At 58.8% G+C, this 18,073-nt stretch carries 14 protein-coding genes; 4 read left to right on the top strand and 10 right to left on the bottom strand.

The window, feature by feature from the left end:
- The first annotated feature begins 437 nt into the window (after positions 1-437).
- Positions 438-1,868 carry a coiled-coil domain-containing protein gene (locus NKI10_RS01620; protein ID WP_352594914.1) on the top strand — a complete coding sequence of 477 codons (1,431 nt, stop codon included), beginning with the start codon at positions 438-440 and terminating at the stop codon, positions 1,866-1,868.
- 289 nt (positions 1,869-2,157) lie between these two features.
- Here NKI10_RS01620 and NKI10_RS01615 read toward each other — a convergent pair whose 3' ends face one another.
- The 9 genes from NKI10_RS01615 to NKI10_RS01575 form a co-directional block, all read right to left on the bottom strand.
- Positions 2,158-3,453: an HlyD family type I secretion periplasmic adaptor subunit gene (locus NKI10_RS01615; RefSeq protein ID WP_348524481.1), complete on the bottom strand. Its 1,296-nt coding sequence runs from the start codon at positions 3,451-3,453 to the stop codon at positions 2,158-2,160.
- 71 nt (positions 3,454-3,524) lie between these two features.
- Positions 3,525-5,237, bottom strand: coding sequence for a type I secretion system permease/ATPase (locus NKI10_RS01610; RefSeq protein WP_023681048.1), 1,713 nt, complete (start codon positions 5,235-5,237; stop codon positions 3,525-3,527).
- Between the two features lie 333 nt (positions 5,238-5,570).
- Positions 5,571-6,485: a class I SAM-dependent methyltransferase gene (locus NKI10_RS01605; RefSeq protein ID WP_023706596.1), complete on the bottom strand. Its 915-nt coding sequence runs from the start codon at positions 6,483-6,485 to the stop codon at positions 5,571-5,573.
- Positions 6,486-6,557: 72 nt separating this feature from the next.
- Complete coding sequence (locus tag NKI10_RS01600) at positions 6,558-7,817, bottom strand: polysaccharide biosynthesis/export family protein (protein ID WP_023691487.1); 1,260 nt, start codon at positions 7,815-7,817, stop codon at positions 6,558-6,560.
- A complete protein-coding gene (locus NKI10_RS01595; RefSeq protein ID WP_352858167.1) occupies positions 7,804-9,081 on the bottom strand; it encodes a hypothetical protein in 1,278 nt (425 codons plus the stop codon). Before NKI10_RS01595 ends, NKI10_RS01600 begins: the two co-directional genes overlap by 14 nt.
- Positions 9,078-10,082, bottom strand: a complete 1,005-nt coding sequence (locus tag NKI10_RS01590) for an SDR family NAD(P)-dependent oxidoreductase (protein ID WP_023748029.1) — start codon at positions 10,080-10,082, stop codon at positions 9,078-9,080. Before NKI10_RS01590 ends, NKI10_RS01595 begins: the two co-directional genes overlap by 4 nt.
- Before the next feature lie 44 nt (positions 10,083-10,126).
- The gene (locus tag NKI10_RS01585; RefSeq protein WP_023670905.1) at positions 10,127-10,771 is read right to left on the bottom strand and encodes a sugar transferase; all 645 of its coding nucleotides are present in this window, start codon (positions 10,769-10,771) and stop codon (positions 10,127-10,129) included.
- 26 nt (positions 10,772-10,797) lie between these two features.
- Positions 10,798-11,949, bottom strand: a complete 1,152-nt coding sequence (locus tag NKI10_RS01580) for a DegT/DnrJ/EryC1/StrS family aminotransferase (RefSeq protein ID WP_023681042.1) — start codon at positions 11,947-11,949, stop codon at positions 10,798-10,800.
- Between the two features lie 49 nt (positions 11,950-11,998).
- Positions 11,999-12,727: a nucleotidyltransferase family protein gene (locus NKI10_RS01575; protein WP_352536730.1), complete on the bottom strand. Its 729-nt coding sequence runs from the start codon at positions 12,725-12,727 to the stop codon at positions 11,999-12,001.
- A gap of 620 nt (positions 12,728-13,347) precedes the next feature.
- Here NKI10_RS01575 and NKI10_RS01570 point away from each other — a divergent pair.
- Complete coding sequence (locus NKI10_RS01570) at positions 13,348-14,025, top strand: LuxR C-terminal-related transcriptional regulator (protein ID WP_023681040.1); 678 nt, start codon at positions 13,348-13,350, stop codon at positions 14,023-14,025.
- A gap of 101 nt (positions 14,026-14,126) precedes the next feature.
- On the opposite strand, the gene NKI10_RS01565 is transcribed toward NKI10_RS01570, so the two are convergent.
- The gene (locus NKI10_RS01565) at positions 14,127-15,845 is read right to left on the bottom strand and encodes a sensor histidine kinase (RefSeq protein ID WP_352858164.1); all 1,719 of its coding nucleotides are present in this window, start codon (positions 15,843-15,845) and stop codon (positions 14,127-14,129) included.
- Positions 15,846-16,098: 253 nt separating this feature from the next.
- Between NKI10_RS01565 and NKI10_RS01560 the strand changes: the two genes are divergently transcribed.
- Both NKI10_RS01560 and NKI10_RS01555 read left to right on the top strand, forming a co-directional pair.
- Entirely contained in the window at positions 16,099-16,776 is a 678-nt protein-coding gene (locus NKI10_RS01560; protein WP_023706589.1) for a helix-turn-helix transcriptional regulator, read from the top strand.
- A 160-nt stretch (positions 16,777-16,936) separates the two neighbouring features.
- Positions 16,937-18,073: an NAD-dependent epimerase/dehydratase family protein gene (locus NKI10_RS01555; RefSeq protein ID WP_081725364.1), complete on the top strand. Its 1,137-nt coding sequence runs from the start codon at positions 16,937-16,939 to the stop codon at positions 18,071-18,073.

The raw sequence follows: 18,073 nt of genomic DNA, 5'->3' as shown, positions 1-18,073 counted from the left end.
TTAGTGTGATTGGGCGGCCAGGCGGCCGGTCCCCAATTCGTTCGAATGATGCGCTTGCCTCGCCAAGGTCGCATGGTGAGTCAGCCGGCAAACCAAAACACTCAACCGCCGGTTAGGCCCGGCCGCCTGATGCGCCCCACAAGAGGCTGTGCCGGGCCGTTCGTCGGGGCTTCTGCACCTGAGCGTTAATGTGCCCAGGCAACACACCATCGACGCCAAGACGATGGCAAGAAGGGGAGTCGCGCAGTCCTCAAGAATAAGTCAGCAGGCACCTAGACCGATGTAGGGCCTTCCAATCGCAGCTCTCGGCTCCTCGCGGCGCCGGCGCCCTGGCATCGTTTGATTGAACGAAGACGCTGAGTTGAGCTCTCGATACAAAAGCATCTCAGTCCTCGTGCCTCAATGGTTCCGGGCATGCGGCTGCAGGGGATGAAGTCATGAAGTTCAGGGATTTGATCAGACGCGCCGAGGACAATGTGGAGAGGTCGTTCGACGATCTCGAAGCTGACTTGGCTAACGCTGTCGACCAGTGCCTCGATTTGGAGGATGTCGCCGACGTGCCAAACATGGCAGGCGACAACAACGAACAGGATGACAGCGTACCAAGCGAGGACGGTGCCGGCGACGACGATGATAGCTCGCCGATACCAGCGCATCGGATGACCTCACATACGCAGAGCCGAATTGCTGCCGTGAGCTCGTTTAACGGCTTGTTCCACGATGCCAAGCTCCATTTCGAGGAGATCAACGCAAAAATCTCCGAAATTACAAGCACATGTCAACTGACGTTCGAGTTTTTTCACATCCTTCACGCGGACATTCTCCGTGCCAACGAACTGGAGTTGGCGAATCAAAATCTGATCGCAGATCAAAGGAACTTGTCGGAAACACTCAATGACCTGAACAGACGGTACTGTGAGCGTCAAGGCACCGTCGAGACATTGCAGCAGCGCCAGGCAAGCCTTGTTCAGGAGTGTGAAGTGCTCCGTGGCGCGTTGGCCGCGGCAAGGCTGGAGCTGGTCGAAGCGGCGAACACCACCACAAAGAACGAAGCGGAATTTGGCGACCTCACGAACATGCTTGCCGCCGCAAATGTCGAGGCCGACAGGCGCTCCCGAGAGAACAAACAGCTGCGTGAAAAGAATGTGAGCCTGTCTATTGACCTGGAAAAGGCCATGAAGCGGGAGGAAGAGGCACGGCATAGGCTGGATGCCTTCTCCACGATCCATGCCAACGAAGCTGCGCGAAATTCCGAAATGCTGAGTGCGCTCGGCAAGAGCGAAAAAGAGGCAATCAAATTGCACACCTCACTCGAGGTTGCGCAGGCGAAGCTATGGGAGGTGACCGAAGCAGCCAGGATTATGCAGGCGGACATGGATGGCGAGCTTAAACGCTGCCAGGCTGAGAACCGAGGATTGCGCTCAGAAATTCAAAGTCTCCAATCGCGCTTCGAACTCGCCTCAAACGCAAACAACGAGGCCGCGGCCGAGATCGCCAGGCTCCAGCTACAATGGAGCGACGCCCTGGCCGAAAAACAGGTGACCGACGAAAGGTTGGCCGCACTCACCGAGGAGGCCGAAACCAACAAGGTGAACCTTTCGAAGATCGCCGCAGATTTTGCACAGCTGTCCATGCAGCAGGCGTCCGATCAGATTGAACTCGATGTGAGACGGCAGGAATGCGAGGACTTGCGGGTCGAGATTGCCTCGGTCAATGCTCGGGTCAGGGAATTGCTGCCCTACAAGAGGTCGCATGGAAGCGCGAACGCCTTGCCGCATACATCTGACGTGGCAAATGTAGCGGTGACTGCAGACCGAACGGTGCATGCCGCACGCCGTGTCCGCCGCAGGGCCCTCGCCGCGTCGTAGGAGCAAAGAACCTCTCCTCGTGAGGCAATTGCCCATGTCGATGATCGTGGAACGGTATGCGCTGTTTGTTGCGCAAAAGATGACAGGACACTAACGCTGTTGTCGGGGCAGGACTTGGTGAGGCGGCCAGGAAAATCCTGTTGGGGCATCCTTGTAGCCGGGACAATGTCCCAGACGAGCCTCGCGCGTCGGCCGCAGGCGTCACCCCTGTGGCATCACGTCGCCTACCCTAATATGTCAGCAAGCACGCCTGCCGTGTTCCCGCGGTCGACCGCTCACAGCCGCCATGTCATTCCCGGAAAGCCCTCGACATCTGGTCGGTAAGCGGCTTCAGCAGATAAGACCAGACGCTGTGTTCGTCCGTACTTATGTGAACCTCCGCTGGCATACCGGGTTTGAGCACTTTGGCATCGGTCAGACAGGTGGACTTGTCTTCGACATTGATGCGCGCCGAGAAATAAGAAAGCTGGCGCTGTTGATCTTTTATCAGGTCCGCCGAGATGCGCTTGACAGACCCTTGGCAGGCAGGCGTAGTGCCGGCGTCGAAAGCCGGAAACCGGATCGAGACCCGCTGACCTGGACGAACGTCATCTATGCGCGACGGCGCAATCAGCGCGTCGACGACAAGGTTGCCGGTGTCAGGGACAATCATCATGAGAACCTCGCCCGCGGCAATCACGCCGCCGATCGTGTGAATGGAAGATTCCTGTACCGTTCCCGATTGCGGAGCGCGGATGGTGGTTTTGGCCAGTTCGTCCTGTGCCACAACCTTGCGCTCGCTGAGTTCGGTTTGCTTGGCTTCCGTTTCACGAAGTTCGCTCGTCACGTCACTACGCCTTTGTTCATCGAGCTGAAGAATCTGCAATTCGGTCTCGCTGATCCGGGCCTGCGCCTCGGCAACTGCCGCCGCGAGGCGCCCTGATTCTCCGTGCGCCCGGGTGGCATCCAGTCTGATGTTGCTAAGTCGCTCTTTGGACACCAGTTTCTTTGTAAAAAGCGCCTGTACATCGACAAGATCGCCATCCAGCAGGACCACGGATTGTTCTTCCGCGGTCTGTTGCGCCTTGAGGCCCTCAACTTGGCGTTCGAGTTGCTTTGAGCGGCTTTGCAACTGTGCCTTCTGCCCCTTGAGGGCCGTAGCGCGGCTGTCGAACAGCGTGCGCTCACCGTTCACCAGCGCAGCCAGCTCCGGCTCGCCCATTCGCGCTTGAAGGCTGAACGGAAGCTGCATCTCCGACAGGCCTTGCCGCTCTGCCTCCAGCCGCACAAGCCGAACCGTTGCCCGATCAAGATCCTTGCTAATTATCTGCAGATTGGCCCGTGTCAGCGTGTCGTCCAATCGTGCCATCACATCGCCGGCCCGTACATGATCCCCATCTTGCGCGAAGATGCCCCCTATCGTGCCGCCCGTCAGATGCTGGACCTTCTTTATGTTGCTCTCGATCACCACGGTCGCCGGCGCAATTACCGCGCCAGCAATCTTGGTCAGTCCGAGCCAGAGCCCGCCGCCGGCAAGCAACATAACCGTGACCGCCGCACCCAGGATCAGGTTAGCCCCGATTCCATCGCGCGTGCCCGAAATCATCGCGTTGCGCCGGCTCCCATTGCCGATCGGGGCCGATGGAGCCATCGTCGCCTCAGACAAAAAAATATTCCTCATGCGTGACCGCTCACCCCTTTGTGCATCGCGACGGCCGCTGCCGGGCGTTCAACAGGCGCAGCAAAGGGGCGGATGACGTTGGCCAGGACCTCCTCGCGTGAGCCGAAGGCGTGAAGCATCCCATTGGACATTACGAGTACCCTGTCGATGTTGGTAAGGGCAGAAGGACGGTGCGCAACTACGATGACGATGCCTCCACGTCTGCGCACTGCCAGGATCGCGCCGGCCAAGGCGGTATCGCCATCGACGTCCAGATTTGAATTCGGCTCGTCCAGAACGACGAGAAACGGATCGCCGTAAAGTGCCCTGGCAAGCCCGACGAGTTGCCGCTGTCCAGCCGACAAGGCTGTTCCTCCCTCGCCCATGCGTGTTTGAAAACCGTTCGGCAATCGCAGGATCATTTTGTCGACGCCCGCTGCCTTGGCAGCTGCAAGCACGCCCTTGGCGTCGCCCTTCCCGCCAAATCGCGAAATGTTATCGGCAACCGTTCCATCAAACAGTTCGACGTCCTGGGGCAGGTAGCCAATATGTGCGCCAAGGTGTTCTTGGTCCCATTGGTCAAGCGAGGCGTCGTCCAGCCTCACCGTGCCGCGAAGTGGCTGCCAGACGCCCACCAGCGCGCGCACAAGCGTGCTTTTGCCAGAACCGCTCGGGCCGACAACGGCCATTCCCGTCCCTGCAGCCAGGCGGAAGCTGACATTGGCTACCGTCGGTTTTTGCTGGCCCGGTGGCGCTATAGTCAGGTCCTCGACCGCAAGCTCCGCTTGGGGGCGCGGAAGTTCCATATGTTCGTCCCGGTCAGGAAAAGCGGCCAGGGCCGTTGCCAGTTGCGAATAGCTTTGCCGGAACGCGGCGAAGCCTCGCCAGTTCGCGATAGCGGCGTCAACAGGAGCCAATGAGCGGCCCAGCAAGATGGAGGATGCGATGATCACGCCTGGCGAGGCTTCGCCTCCTATCACCAGGTAGGCACCCAGTCCAAGAACGCAGGACTGCAAGGCCAAACGCAGTGCCCTAGAGAGTGCCCCGGTGGCGCCGACGACGTCGGAAAGCCTCTCTTGGTGCCGCAGATATGCGTTATTGATCTCGCCCCAGCGGTGGGCAAGCCGTGCGGAAAGGCCCATCGCGCGTACGACTTCCGCGTTGCGGCGTCCGGATTCGGCGAGATTGCGTTGCGACACCAGCGTCTCGGACGCGCGTGTCACCGATGTGCGGCCAAGAACTTCCGCCATGACCGTGAGCAGCACGACAATGATCGCACCGCTTGTGGACAACAGACCGAGCGCAGGATGCAGGAAATAGATGATCAGCAGGTAAAATGGAATCCACGGAGCGTCGAAGATGACAGTCGGCCCCATTCCGGAAAGGAAGCCGCGTAACTGATCGAGATCACGGAGGGGCTGTATCCGGTTCGCATCCTGCCCGCCAATGAGCGGCAAGGACAGTGAGAGGCCGAACACCCTCTGCTTCAAATTCCTATGGACACGATTGCCCACTCGAACCAGCAGGCGCAGCCGCACGAAATCCAGCAGCCCGTAGACAGCGTAAAGACCCAGCATTCCGATCGTGAACCCGACAAGCGTCGGAACGCTCTGCGAAGGTAAAACGCGATCGTAAATTTGCAGCATATAGACCGAGCCGGTCAGGGCGAGAAGGTTTATGACTGCCGAGAAGACGCCGACGCCTACCAGGCCAGGCACGGTCCCAAGCATTGCGCCTCGCAGATCCGACGAACTCCTTCCACCAGGGTTCATGGGTTTCGACCTCCCGTGAGAGATCGTTGCGCAAGCTCACTGGCCCCACTGGGCACGGACAATCTCTTGCTGTTCAGGAGCGTATCCCCTTAGCCTTCTAATATTACGCCCCACTAACATGATTGGACTTTAGTCAAAATGTAGCAAAATCGTGGCGCTGACCCGAGAAACCCGGAACCCACATATTAAATCGGGGGAAAACTGCCGTTCCACCGTATTTAGACAGGCTTCATGCCGGGCGAGCCACCCCAAGAAAACCGCTGCCTGCCGTTTTCGGGGCTTTCTCGGGATTTAGCGCTTCCTCGCAACAACCAGGAAGTGTTGCGCCAGCTGGCCAGGAACGCGAAGCCTTCTGCAGGCCTTCTCGACAGGCTGCATCATCATTTCACAGAACCCTGGCAACAGGTTTCCCGGCCGAGGCAGGTAACCGTACGGTATCGTCTGCTCGACGGTGAATCCCGAGGCAGTCAGGAGGGCCTTGAACCTCGCTGCGCTCAGCGTGTTGCGAATGGTGCGTCGAGACACTCGATTGAGCAGCCGGCACGCCAGGCCGACGGGCGACGTCGCATTCATGTGAACGTTGCACACAAGCCGCCCGCCATCTTTAAGGTGCTCATTGATCGCTTTCAGTGCATGCCATTTCAGTTCATCCTCTGCGTTCAGGAAAAAACGAAATGCGGTTACCACATCGAACGTCATACCCAACTGCTCCCTTGTCACGTCGACGTGACGCAAACTCACATTGGGCGGTACTTGCGCGCTGTCGAGCATCGTTCTGGAAACGTCGGCGCCAACCACCTCGCTGAAGAGGCCGGCGGCTACCTCGGCGATGCGGCCTGTTCCGCATGCGAAATCAAGGCAGTTTCGGCTCGCTCCGCTCAAGGGGCGAAGAACGTCGAGGATCAGGGGCTTTTCGATGTTCTCCCAAAGCGCCCCATAATAGCCGGAACTGTGCGTTTTGTTGTAATGTAGGCCGTAGCCGGGCGCGCAATGGCTGGTCCTGTAGCCGTCCGACACGAAGCCGCCCTGCGCATTGCTCTCCTTGCTAGACGTAAATTCCTGCCAATTTCCGGACTCACCGGCGCGCGACCTGGACCGCACAATTCGCGCTGACGGCATATGGAAAGCATAACTTGACGACTGCGTCACCTGATCCGCGTTCGTTGAGGGTGTCAGGGTCGCTCCCTGGTTGAAAATGCGCCTCACCTTGGATCTCCGTTCAGTTGGGTTCGCCCCCCCGATAGAACAGTAAGCTCCGCACGGACTGCGGCTGACGCCCTATTGGACTGCCACACTTTGCAGTTCACTGCTGAATCTGGCTTCGACAGTATCCCCCGGCAGCACAATCGCATCTTCGTCAACCAACAGCTTGCGCCATTCATTGCCGATCTTGCGTACGATGGTCACCTGGGCCCGTACCGTTTCGCCGGCAATCGGCAATGGCTGTGTGGATGCTCCGGTCGGCTGCAGCTTCTCGCTGGCGGCATGGAGCCTGGCGGTGACATCCGCCAGCCGGGCGTTGGTGTCCTTCAGATCCGTCAGCAGGCCAATCCTCCTTTGATTGTCGTTGCGTTCGTGCTGTCTGACAAAGTCCTCCTGCTGGCGCCGCGCCCTCATCAGTTCGACCGAGGTTTGAAGCGCGCCGCTTGAAGATAAAAGCAACGCGCGCCTGACATCCGCGAGCCGGGTGTTGGTCAGATTGCCTGCATCGAATGCCTTCGTCACTCGCGCCAAATCTTGCTCATCCGCCTTCACGCTCTCGCCCTCGACTCGTTCGCGTTTCTGCAAAACGCCAATTTGCTCGGCAGCGTCCGTCCGGCCCTTCTCCAGAAAATCCTGCTCTTGCCGGAAATCACTCAGCGCAACCTTCAGCGCCTCTGCTTCAGCCTGTGCCATCGCGGCTACAACGCTCGGCGAAAGAGGTGATCCCTGTGGTGTCTTCTTGTCGAAATCCGCCTGGCCCTGAAGCTCGGCGCGAATGCGGGCAGCGTGAAGGTATTCTTTCGTGTAATCTCCCCAGAGCATTTCGTAATCGCGCTTGAGATCGACCGGATCAGGCCCGGCCTGGCCCGCCCGTGATCGCAAAAAACTGAAGCCGCCGGAAACGGCCAGCGCCTGCCGTACAGTCATGAGCGGACGGTAGGCCTGTTGTCCCGGGGTGAGCACATCGCCCGTTACATAGATCGGGCGATAGTCCGCTATGATCGCTGTGACATCGTCGGGCTCGACAGTAACTGTCTGCTCCCGCCCATCAGTCAGACGCACGTGAAAAATCTTGCTTGGCAAGACCTCTTGCATGCGCCTTTGCAGTTGGGACGCCGTCAGGCCTGCGACCATGATCATTCCAGCCTCCGGAAGGGCGATATTGCCATCCATCTGGACTACGGCGCGCTGCGTCCGATCAGGGATCGGCGCTATTCCTATCTCGACCGTATCGCCAGGTGAGAGTTGATAGGGCTCGACCTCGCCTGCGCAAGCCATCGAGGTTAGCGACATCATCACGACTGCGCCAAGAACGTATCGTCTACTGAAGGTCATTTGCGACAATCTCCTTCCGGTCAAACACCGGCTTCAAAGGCCATTCAACACGACTAACGAAATCGTATACCGGGCCACCGGGCACGCCCCAGTTGCTGGACCAGACCACCTGGGAGCCGTCCGGAGAGGGAGAGGCATGCGTCTCGCTCCAGTAGTCGAAGGGCGCGTTGTGCGTGTCTGCGACACGGCGGACCTCTCCACTGCCGTCTAGACGCAGCGCAATGACTTGCTGAGCGTAAGGCGCCCAATCCGGGTGCTGCGATAGTTCGGCTGGCGTGCCGCCATAACTCAGAAACACCCAGCCGGGCCTGCCGAGCGACCTGAGTGACGCATGCATGGCCTCGCCATATTTCATCAGCGAGGTAGCCTTGCCATCAGCCAAGCGGCGCTTGATCACCTGATATTTGTCAGGATCCGATTTGCTGATCCCGACATAGATTTCGCTTCCGTCGGAATCGACCGTCATGTCGCCATGGCCCGGTCGATGGTGCTCCATCCACTTCTGGCGCAATATGCCGTCCATGGAGAAGACGAAACTCGCTTCGATTCCGTCCGGTAATTGCTGGGAACACACTATGTTGATTCCGAGTGGTGAGATCGAGCAGGAGCCGGTCGTTCCCGGGAATTCGGCAAGATCGATATCCGGGAATTTCCGCCGTTGCTTGAGATCGTAGCCAAAAACCACCGCTCGGCCGTCATTGTTCGTTGCACGCACCGCAATCCGGCTGCCGTCGCGGCTCGGATTGCCTTTGTTGGGTCCAAATTTGAGGTTGGAGTACGCTCCGGAGGCGAACACGACGTCCTCATGATCGGTACGTGGGGCCCATGTCGCAATCTGCCGGCCCCCGACGCAGATCATCAACTCGGGATCAGTGGGATGCCATTCGCATTCGGTCGCGCGGTTGCGGTGGAACAAAGGCAAGTAGGTTTGTCCGTCGAGAAAGCACAGGCCACCGCAGCCATTGGCGATCAGGAGCAGGCTCTGGTCGGCATTCCAAGCCTGTGCGCTTGAGTAACGGTGGGTGCAGTACTTCTTCCCGCATACACCCGCCCGGCCGAGAACGCCCGGTCTGGTGATCCGTGCGAAAACCATGCCAGACCAAGGATCCCTTGTTTGGCGCACATAGCCCGGCAGGTTGTTCACGACCGCTGTGGCCGCCACCTCCGCTGCCTTGCTTTGACGGCCGCCGGCAACGTAGATGTTGGGAGATATGGCACCGGCAGCCAGCAACAGCGCCAACGCATGACGGCCGCCCAGGGTCATGTCATGTAACCCACTTCGCGCCGTACCCGGCCTTCACTAAGGCGCTCGCGCCACCACGTGATTGTTCGCTCCAGCCCATCGCGCAGGCTGGTCTGTGTCCGCCATCCAGTCTCACGTTCAAAGCGCGAGGAGTCGGCGAGCAAGGCGCGAACTTCGGAATTTTGCGGCCTCAGGCGGCTTTCATCACGACGGACCGGCTTTTTGCAATCGGTCAGCTCAAGAACAATGGCCAATACGTCCGAGACGGTCGCAGCGCGTTGGCTGCCAGCGTTGTAGGCGTGGCCGAACTCGAGCTGGGCGAGACCTGCGGTCAGGAACGCTGTCGCGGTGTCTTCGACATAGGTCAGGTCGCGGATCGGGCTGGTATCCCCGACCATGATTGCAGGACATTTCGGGTCGAGGACCTGCCGGATAATGGTCGGCACGATGGCGCGTTCACTCTGGCGCGGGCCGTAAGTGTTGAAGGGTCGCATGATCACCACAGGGACATCGAACGACCTGGCGTAAGACTCCGCCATCATGTCGGCGCCGATTTTGGATGCCGAATATGGTGACTGTCCCTGCAGGGGGTGTGTTTCGCCGATCGGCATGGTTTGGGCAGTTCCGTAGACCTCGCTCGTGGAGGTATGGATCACCCGCTCCGTCTCCCATAGGCGCGCCGCTTCGAGGACGTTCACCGTGCCTAGGATGTTGGTTTCCACATAGGACTGGGCAGCGGCGTAGGAATATGGAATCGCAATAAGCGCCGCCAGATGAAAAACCGCGACTTGGCCGCGCATGATCCGGTTAAGGAACGCACTGTCGCGGACGTCACCACGGACGAGCCTCAACTGGCTGCGGATGGTGTCCGGCAGATCGTCTAGCCATCCATGGCTGTCGAAGGAATTGTAAAGGGCAAGGGCTGTGACATCTGCCCCGTTGCGAACAAGCGCCTCCGTGACATGCGAACCGATGAATCCGTCCGCGCCGGTCACCAGGACTTTCTTTCCATTGTAGCTCATCACTGCGCATTCCCTTGGCTGTTTGGAACGCTTCCCTTGGATATTCAAACGTCGATCGGCGGTACCGGAACCCAACCGACCACTGCCAGCACTCCCCGCACCATCCACGCGAGGTCGGAGACGATGGTGCGTCGCGGATAATATGAGAGGTCCAGTGTTGCCTTGGCGGGGAACATGACCTCCCGGTAGAACACGATCGGATCTACGGATTGGGGGAAGTAATGCGCTTCGTGCCGAAAAACGACCTGGGCTGGTCCCAGCAGGCCTGGCTTGTATTGCAGCACGGCCCTAAGCTCGCCCCGGAAACAATCGGCGAAAGCCAGGCTCTCGGGCCGTGGGCCGACGATCGCCATTTCGCCTTTGAGGACATTCCACAGCTGCGGTAGTTCGTCCAGCTTCGTCGCTGCGAGAAAGCGGCCAACGGTGGTCATGCGTGTATCGCCCACGACCGTCAGCGCAAGGCCTTGAGAGCCGCAGTTCACACCGAATTTGCGAAATTTGTACATGCGGAAGGTTCGGCCGCCGGCCCCGATGCGGGTCTGAGCGAACAAGATCGAGCCACCGCCCTCGAGCAGAAGCGCTCCGGCGATCAGCAGCATCAATGGCGCCAATGCGACGGTAGCGATGCCCGCCACCGCAAGATCGATTGCGCGTCTCGCAAAGCCGTGATCAGGATTTGGAACGAACATCCGGTGAAAGGCAGGGTCTAACGCATTCATGCAGCAGTTCCTCTTTGGGCGCCTGCTTTGAGCGCGCCTGTTTTGAGCGCGGCTGCCAGGGCAGCCACGACTGATTCGGCGGCGGCGGAAGTGATCTGGGGGTGCAGCGGAATTGTGAGCTCTCGCTCAGCGAAATCCTCTGTTCGGGGCAAACTCACGCCGGGAAAGCGCTCGCGGTAGAACGTCATTTGGTGCACCGGCGGGTAGTGGATGGTGGTCTGTATGCCCTGTGTCCGCAGCTCGTCGATGACATCCTGCCGGCTCGCGTAGCGCGGCAGGACGATCGGCATGATGTGGTAAGCCGACGTCCGGGGTTCGCTAAATGGAATGACAATGGCTGGGCAACGGTCCGCGATCAGGCGTCGGTACAAGACAGCTATGATTCGCCTGATTTCGTTCCACTCTTGCAGGTTCTGCAACTGAACCAGCCCTATTGCCGCTCGCATCTCGTCCATTCGGTAGTTGAACCCGAGCATCGTGACATCATATTGCGGCGTACGACTGTTCAGCCGCTGATGCGTCCCCGTTGTCATTCCGTGCCCGCGGGCCAGGCGAACCCTGTCGAGCAGATCGGGGTCACGTGCAATCACGGCGCCCCCTTCGGCCGTTGTCATGTTCTTGTTGCCATAGAAGCTGAACGCGGCCGCGGCGCCGAATGTCCCGACTTCCCTAAGCCCGGGCGCGTGCGCAGCGTCCTCGATGATATGCAGCCCGCGAAGCCGGGCGAACCGCTGCCATTGTTCCCGATCGGGGAGATACCCGGCGAAGTGAACGAGAATGACCGCTTTCGTGCGCGTCGTGCACCGCGCTTCGGCTTCCGCAACCGAGATCAACGGCACGTCGACGGACTCGATATCGACGAAGACCGGCGTCGCCCCTACATACAGCACCGCATTCGCCGTCGCCACGAACGTCAGCGAAGGAACCAGTACTTCGTCGCCAGGGCCGATGCCCAAAGCATGGAGGAGAAGATGGAGCGCTGCGGTGCAGGAACCAACCGCAACGCAATCTCGCGCGCCATGCATGCCGGCAAAGGCCTGTTCGAACTCTCGTACCCTGTCCCCCATCGTAAGCCAGCCGCTATCAATCACCTGCGACAGGGCTGCCTTCTCTGGCACGCCTAGGATCGGGGCGCTCACCAAGAGCATCTTGACCTCCTGAAAGCCTTGTTAGTGGCTAGACCTCTGCATCAGACTTTCATGCGGCTGCGGCGGCAGCCGCGACCTCGATTGAGGACGACTGATCTTCCCAGGCAATTGCCTGTGCATTCTGGAAGTCATCGACACGACCGATGTCGAGCCAAAGACCGTCATGCTTGTAAACATGCACGGTCGTGCCGCCCTGCATCATCTGCAGCATCAGGTCATCGAACCCAAATGGGATCCCGGACGGAATGAACCGCAGGACATCTGGGTTCATGCAGTAAATCCCCATGCTGACGAGATGGGAAAGCGTCGGCTTTTCCCGGAAGAGCTGGACGGTATTGTCGATCTCGTCGATGACCCCGAAGTCCATCTTGATATGACGGCACGCCGTGGCAATCGTAACGGGATCCCTATGCAAGCGGTGCGCGGTTACAAACCGGCTCAGGCTTAGATCTGTGAGGACATCGCCGTTCAGAACGACAAATGTTTCGTTCAGTTCATCCCTAATCAGAGAGAGAGGTCCGACGGTGCCGAGTGGCTCCATTTCCTGGGTATATTTGATCTTCAAGTTCCATTGCGATCCGTCGCCGCAGACGCTACGGATCAAATGCCCTAGATACCCTGTCGTAATATACACGTCTTCAATGCCGTTGCGCCGCAGCCACTTCAAAAGCAACTCAAGAACAGGCCGGGCCCCTATCGGCATTAATGGTTTCGGCAGGACCGATGTAAACGGTCGAAGGCGCGTACCCATCCCACCACATTGAATCACCGCTTTCATTCGATCCTCCTGATCTGCAGTTGGCTTTGTTCGGGATCGGTGTTCCATTGTCCGGCCAGGGCATACCCTCAAATCCGGCCAAACCTCGGCGGCAATCCGAACATCATATGTGAAAAGGTATGTGACAGCCGGGGCGGCTGTCGTCGTGCATTCGAATGGTAGGGATTCAAAACGTTCAAGGTATTAGATGGCCACGAGATCAACAGCCGATAGAAGCGCGATTGGGCACTGATCATGACGGCGATAAAACGAAAGCAGTTGCTTTCAAAAAAGCTGCGATCCGCCCGGGCCGGGCCGGGCTACAGGTCCAGCGACAGCGGGTGGCGACATAACAGAAATGGTCCTGAACAGCTGGCTTTGGACCCACAAATGGGGAACCGGCATCGTTTTGCGGACAGGCACCGCACGCCCGGGTTAAAAATCTATGGATGAGCTTCGCAATTTAGTATTATATTAGACGTTCTGGATGTGCGTGGATGGGACGCTGCGGACATCACTGTGATGCGTTGACCAGTGGATGGCCGCCATTTTAGGACCACCACGGATTGTCGATCATAGGCGAATGGGAGGTTCCAGCGGGTTTTCTCGTCGGGAACCGAGTAACGCGTTGGGGTAGTTGCATGGCTCGGATCGTCATTGCCGACGATCACGGCTTATATCGGCGTGGTCTCCGGCTGGCACTCATGGCTGGAATTCCAAGCGCCGAAATATTCGAAGCTTCGTGTTTCGATGCCGCGGTCAATCTTCTAGAGGAGCAGGCGTCCATCGATCTTGCGATCCTCGATCTGAACATGCCTGGGCTGTTCCATCAGGAAGTGCTCAGCGACTTTATGGCTGCCTATCCTGACACTCGCTTTGCGATCGTTTCCGGGGATGATTCCCGCTCGGAGATACTGACCGCGCTTTCGATCGGACTTCACGGGTATATCGTCAAATCGCAGAGCGACGAAGAAGTCGTGCTGGCTGTAAACGAAATCCTCGCTGGCCGGATCTATGTGCCATCTCTCCTATCTCGAACGTCTGCCGACCAGAGATCGCATGCCCCCCCACCTCCGGTACAAAATGCCAGCCGACGGCACGAGGGCTCGGGCGACGTCGCTAGGCTGACATCTAGACAGAAGGACGTCCTCAAGCTGATGGCAGAGGGGTACTCGAATAAGGAGATTGCCCGCAATCTGGACATTGCCGAGGCGACAACGAAAATCCATGCCGCAGCCGTGCTGCGTGAGCTTGGGGTTAGAAACCGTACCGAAGCAGCTGTGTTGCTCCAAAGCTGGCTTACAAGACAGGCGAGTTGACGTATGCCCCTCGAACCGGCCCGAGTTTGCTTGCAGGAAATCGCAGCAAAGGGCCCACACCATCCGTTAATTGGCCAATTCGGCTTCGACTTGGAGGGGCTCTATTGCAATCCAAATTCCTCAATTTCTTTGCGCGATACACGCAGCGAATATCGAAGGCCATCTTCGGTTATTTCCATATTCGGGGAATGACCGACAAGCGGCGTGCTGTCCACACCGATTATCAGTGACCCGAACCCGCGGCGTACGACTTTTGAACTCTTCCGTCGGCCCGATTCCACCCAATCGAACACGAGGTCGTCACCTTCGTCCTCGGATGCAAATCGCCACTTAACTTCGACCTTGCCATTCGGGTCACCCAGCGCACCATGTTTCACCGAGTTTGTCGTCAACTCGTGAAGGATCATCGCCAAGCCCTCGGCGGCGCCGCTTGGCACAGTGAGGGAAGGGCCACTGATCGTTATGTCGCGTGTCTCCTTGAAGGGCTGCAATTCCCGGTCCACGAGCTCATGGAGCATCCCTGACAGGTTGGCGTGACGAGAAAGGATGCGATGGGTCGCCTCCAGCGTTCGAATCCAATCGATCAACATCTCCTTGTATTTGGCAACGTCATTGTCGGGAATATCGATCATGTTGACCAGAGCTCTGATCACTGGAAACACATTGCTGAACCGATGGCGCTCTTCGCGCATTATGCGCTCGCGTCTCTTTACGGCGGCGCGAAGCAAAGTTGTTTGTCGACGTTCGGTCAGATCCGCCGCCACCCCGATGCGCATTTTGCGGTCGCCGTGCTCTTCCTGCCGTCCACGCAAAGCAATCCAGCGTGTGTGACCATCCACTTGCCGGACACGGATCTCGACGTCATAGTTCAATGCCGATGAAGGCTTTGCCGAGGCGGACAGCTTCGGCCAGTCGACGGGATGGATTACAGCCGAGAGTTCTTCCAAGCGGCGGACTGGGGCCGGAGGCAGACCAAGAATGTCCCAGAACTTGCTCGAGCCGGCGACTGTCCCATCGTCAATGTTTATTTGCCATGTTCCCAGGCGCCCGGCAGACACGGCGAGATCAAGCCATTCCTTCTGAGCCCGAAGGGCCTCGCGTGCCGCTTGTCGCTCGGAAATATCGTCAACCACCACGAATACGCTCTCATTTGGCGCCTCGTCCGGCCGCGACGAAGACAGGGCCAGGTGAGCCCAGAATGCCGTGCCATCCTTGCGCAAAACGCGGATATCCGTCGCAGACGCGGTCCCATTGCCCAAATCTTCCAAAAGTTTCCGCACAGTACCTCGATCGTCGGGGACAATGAGTTCCTGCAACTCGAGTTGGGCAAGTTCCTTGTGCGCGTAGCCGGTCATCTCCAAAAGCCGTCTGTTCGACTGCAGCAGTTCGCCATGGCGATTGGTATTAGCAAAGCCCAAGGCGGCAGCGTCGATGGCAGCGAGCCTCGCTTCTGCCACCCTGAGCGCACCGTGCAGATCTTGTCGCAGGCGGTGGAACACAGCTGCGATCAGGCTACCCGAACCCAGGAGGAAGACGGCCCCGGTCCAGTCTCCACCAGTGAGGTGACCGTCCAGCAGGTGTCGCATCCACAAGCCGGCGACCGCCATCAGAAGCGTTGCTGCGATGGCAACAAAACGGCCCTCAAGATACACGATGACAACGGTTATGGGGATAAACGCAACAAGCGGCAACGGCTGGCCGCCATATACCGTACTTATCGCCTCGAATGCTATCGATGCTGCAAACACCAACAGCGAAGCTAGATGAGCCAACGTAGTGCTCGACACATTCGATTTGAGCCAGCGCAGGTCCGAACCCATACGCAAAGACTACAACTTTCGGTCTAGTCCGTCGAGACTAGGCCGAAGGGGTGGCACCTAATCCCAATGCCCGATTGCCATGACTTTGCCGGCGAATAAAATCATGTGTCAGGAGCGCTCTTCAGAAAGGTATATCCAAGAGACGCTGCGGAAAAACCATTCGCAGATTTCTCGCAGTATGTGGAAATTCAAGTTGAAGCAGCAACTTCAACCGATTTGATTTGCGTCAGTAGCAATGGGTTGGGTGGAAGCGATGACACTGATTGAAACGCGAAACGATACGCTCGCAGGCAGGCAATACATTGTGTTGAACGATACCCGCCACGAACGGCCGATAAGCCTTGTGGACCGACCGGACGCAAGGGTCGGCGGATCTCGACGACGCAGCCTGGAATCCATCACCGGCATGCTTGATCGTATGGGTTGCGGCTATCTCGTCCTGGACCGAGACAAGAAAGTAATAGAATGGAACGCTGCCGCTCGGGACACCCTCGCACGCCAGGGCGAAGCAACTGATACAGCCGTCGAGCTTGCCGCCGGGTTGAGGCGGCTGGTCGCGAATGTTCCGGTCCACCTCCAGCCGGGCTCACTCTCATGGGTAGTGATCCACAGCAGAGGCGACAGGCCGGTGACCATGAACGAGACGGGCGTCGTTACACCGGACGGGACAACCGTCGTCGCATTGCTGGACCGGGATAACAAATCGGCGGCCAACCCTCGCACGTTGCAAAGGATGTTCGGTTTGACCAGCGCGGAAACGCAGTTGGCGCTACGCCTCGCCCATGGCGACGCGCCCCTGGAGATCGCCCGCAGTTGGCATCTCAGTCGCACGACTATCCGCTCTCAGCTTGCCTCACTGTTCGCCAAGACCGACACGAGGCGTCAGGCGGAACTAGTGGCTCTTTTGGGGCGCATTTCGGTTTTGCCATGAGAAATCGACTGCTGTCTGCATCCGCTTTGATTCAGACAGCGGCGGCCCGCATTGAGCGCGCTGTCGCGTAGATCACAAGGCCGGCGGCGCCATTTCCGATCGTTCAAGGCGCTGCCGAGATAGCGCAGAACGCGGAACCTGGAAACGGGAGTGACTTGCCATGGCCGAAGCAGATTCGAAGGTCAACAAGCTGGCGGATATCGTTCACGCGCTGCAGGATGGTGCTGCGTCGAACCTTACGCACACGGGGCCGATCATCGTCACGGGCGCCGCTGGGTTCATCGGATTTCATGTTGCGTCACGCCTTTTGCGGCTCGGCGCCGAGGTCATCGGCGTCGACAACTTCACGCCTTACTACGACCTGAAGCTGAAGGAGGCGCGATTTACACGGCTCTGCGCCGAGCCGAGGTTCACGCCGATGCGCTTCGACCTGGCGGACCGGTCGCTGGTGAAAGCGCTGTTCTGCGAATTCCAGCCATCGCACTTTGTGCATCTGGCCGCCCAGGCCGGGGTGCGTCATTCGCTCGTCGACCCGCATGCCTATGTGGAGTCAAACATTGTCGCATTTCTCAACGTTCTGGAGGGCTGCCGACACGCCGGCGTCAGCCATCTCGTTTATGCCTCGTCGAGCTCCGTATACGGCGCCAATCGACGCATACCCTTCTCCGAACATCATGGTGCCAATCATCCGGTGAGCTTCTACGCCGCCACCAAGGCCGCCAACGAATGCATGGCGCATTCCTACAGCCATCTGTTCGGCTTGCCCGTAACCGGATTGCGCTTCTTCACCGTCTATGGTCCCTGGGGCAGGCCCGACATGGCAGTATACACGTTCACCCATGCCATCGCCGAGGGCCGAACGATCGAAATCGCCAATGCCGGGCGCGTATGGCGGGATTTCACCTATATCGACGACATCGTAGAGGGGGTTGTTCGCGTGCTCGCCAAACCACCGTGTCAGGATCCCGGTTGGGACGGTCGCGCTGCCGATCCTGCCACCAGTTCGGCGCCATATAGGCTCTACAATATCGGCAATGATCGGCCGGAAGAAATCAACCATCTGATCGCGCTCATCGAGACGGCCCTTGGTCGCCGCGCCGTTCGCGTCAACGTACCTTTACCGCCAGGTGACGTCCTGGAAACCCGCGCCGATGTCAGGGACCTGCGCCGCGCCGTTGGCTTCGCACCGGCGACAACACTGGAGGACGGCGTGCAACGTTTCGTGGAATGGTATAGGGAATTCCATGCACGCCCTGTCGGACAGGTGCGACCAGCTGGCCTTCCGGCAACGGCATAG

Source organism: Mesorhizobium sp. M0802 (genome assembly GCF_040320115.1).
Lineage (GTDB): Bacteria > Pseudomonadota > Alphaproteobacteria > Rhizobiales > Rhizobiaceae > Mesorhizobium.
This window is presented reverse-complemented; position numbering and strand designations above follow the sequence as displayed.

Coding starts and splice junctions, on each gene's coding strand:
- NKI10_RS01600 (WP_023691487.1), bottom strand. CDS start 7,817: ATGACCTTCAGTAGACGATACGTTCTTGGCGCAGTCGTGATGATGTCG.
- NKI10_RS01565 (WP_352858164.1), bottom strand. CDS start 15,845: ATGGGTTCGGACCTGCGCTGGCTCAAATCGAATGTGTCGAGCACTACG.
- NKI10_RS01590 (WP_023748029.1), bottom strand. CDS start 10,082: ATGAGCTACAATGGAAAGAAAGTCCTGGTGACCGGCGCGGACGGATTC.
- NKI10_RS01575 (WP_352536730.1), bottom strand. CDS start 12,727: ATGAAAGCGGTGATTCAATGTGGTGGGATGGGTACGCGCCTTCGACCG.
- NKI10_RS01595 (WP_352858167.1), bottom strand. CDS start 9,081: ATGACCCTGGGCGGCCGTCATGCGTTGGCGCTGTTGCTGGCTGCCGGT.
- NKI10_RS01620 (WP_352594914.1), top strand. CDS start 438: ATGAAGTTCAGGGATTTGATCAGACGCGCCGAGGACAATGTGGAGAGG.
- NKI10_RS01580 (WP_023681042.1), bottom strand. CDS start 11,949: ATGCTCTTGGTGAGCGCCCCGATCCTAGGCGTGCCAGAGAAGGCAGCC.
- NKI10_RS01615 (WP_348524481.1), bottom strand. CDS start 3,453: ATGATTTCGGGCACGCGCGATGGAATCGGGGCTAACCTGATCCTGGGT.
- NKI10_RS01560 (WP_023706589.1), top strand. CDS start 16,099: ATGACACTGATTGAAACGCGAAACGATACGCTCGCAGGCAGGCAATAC.
- NKI10_RS01555 (WP_081725364.1), top strand. CDS start 16,937: ATGGCCGAAGCAGATTCGAAGGTCAACAAGCTGGCGGATATCGTTCAC.
- NKI10_RS01570 (WP_023681040.1), top strand. CDS start 13,348: ATGGCTCGGATCGTCATTGCCGACGATCACGGCTTATATCGGCGTGGT.
- NKI10_RS01610 (WP_023681048.1), bottom strand. CDS start 5,237: ATGCTTGGGACCGTGCCTGGCCTGGTAGGCGTCGGCGTCTTCTCGGCA.
- NKI10_RS01585 (WP_023670905.1), bottom strand. CDS start 10,771: ATGTTCGTTCCAAATCCTGATCACGGCTTTGCGAGACGCGCAATCGAT.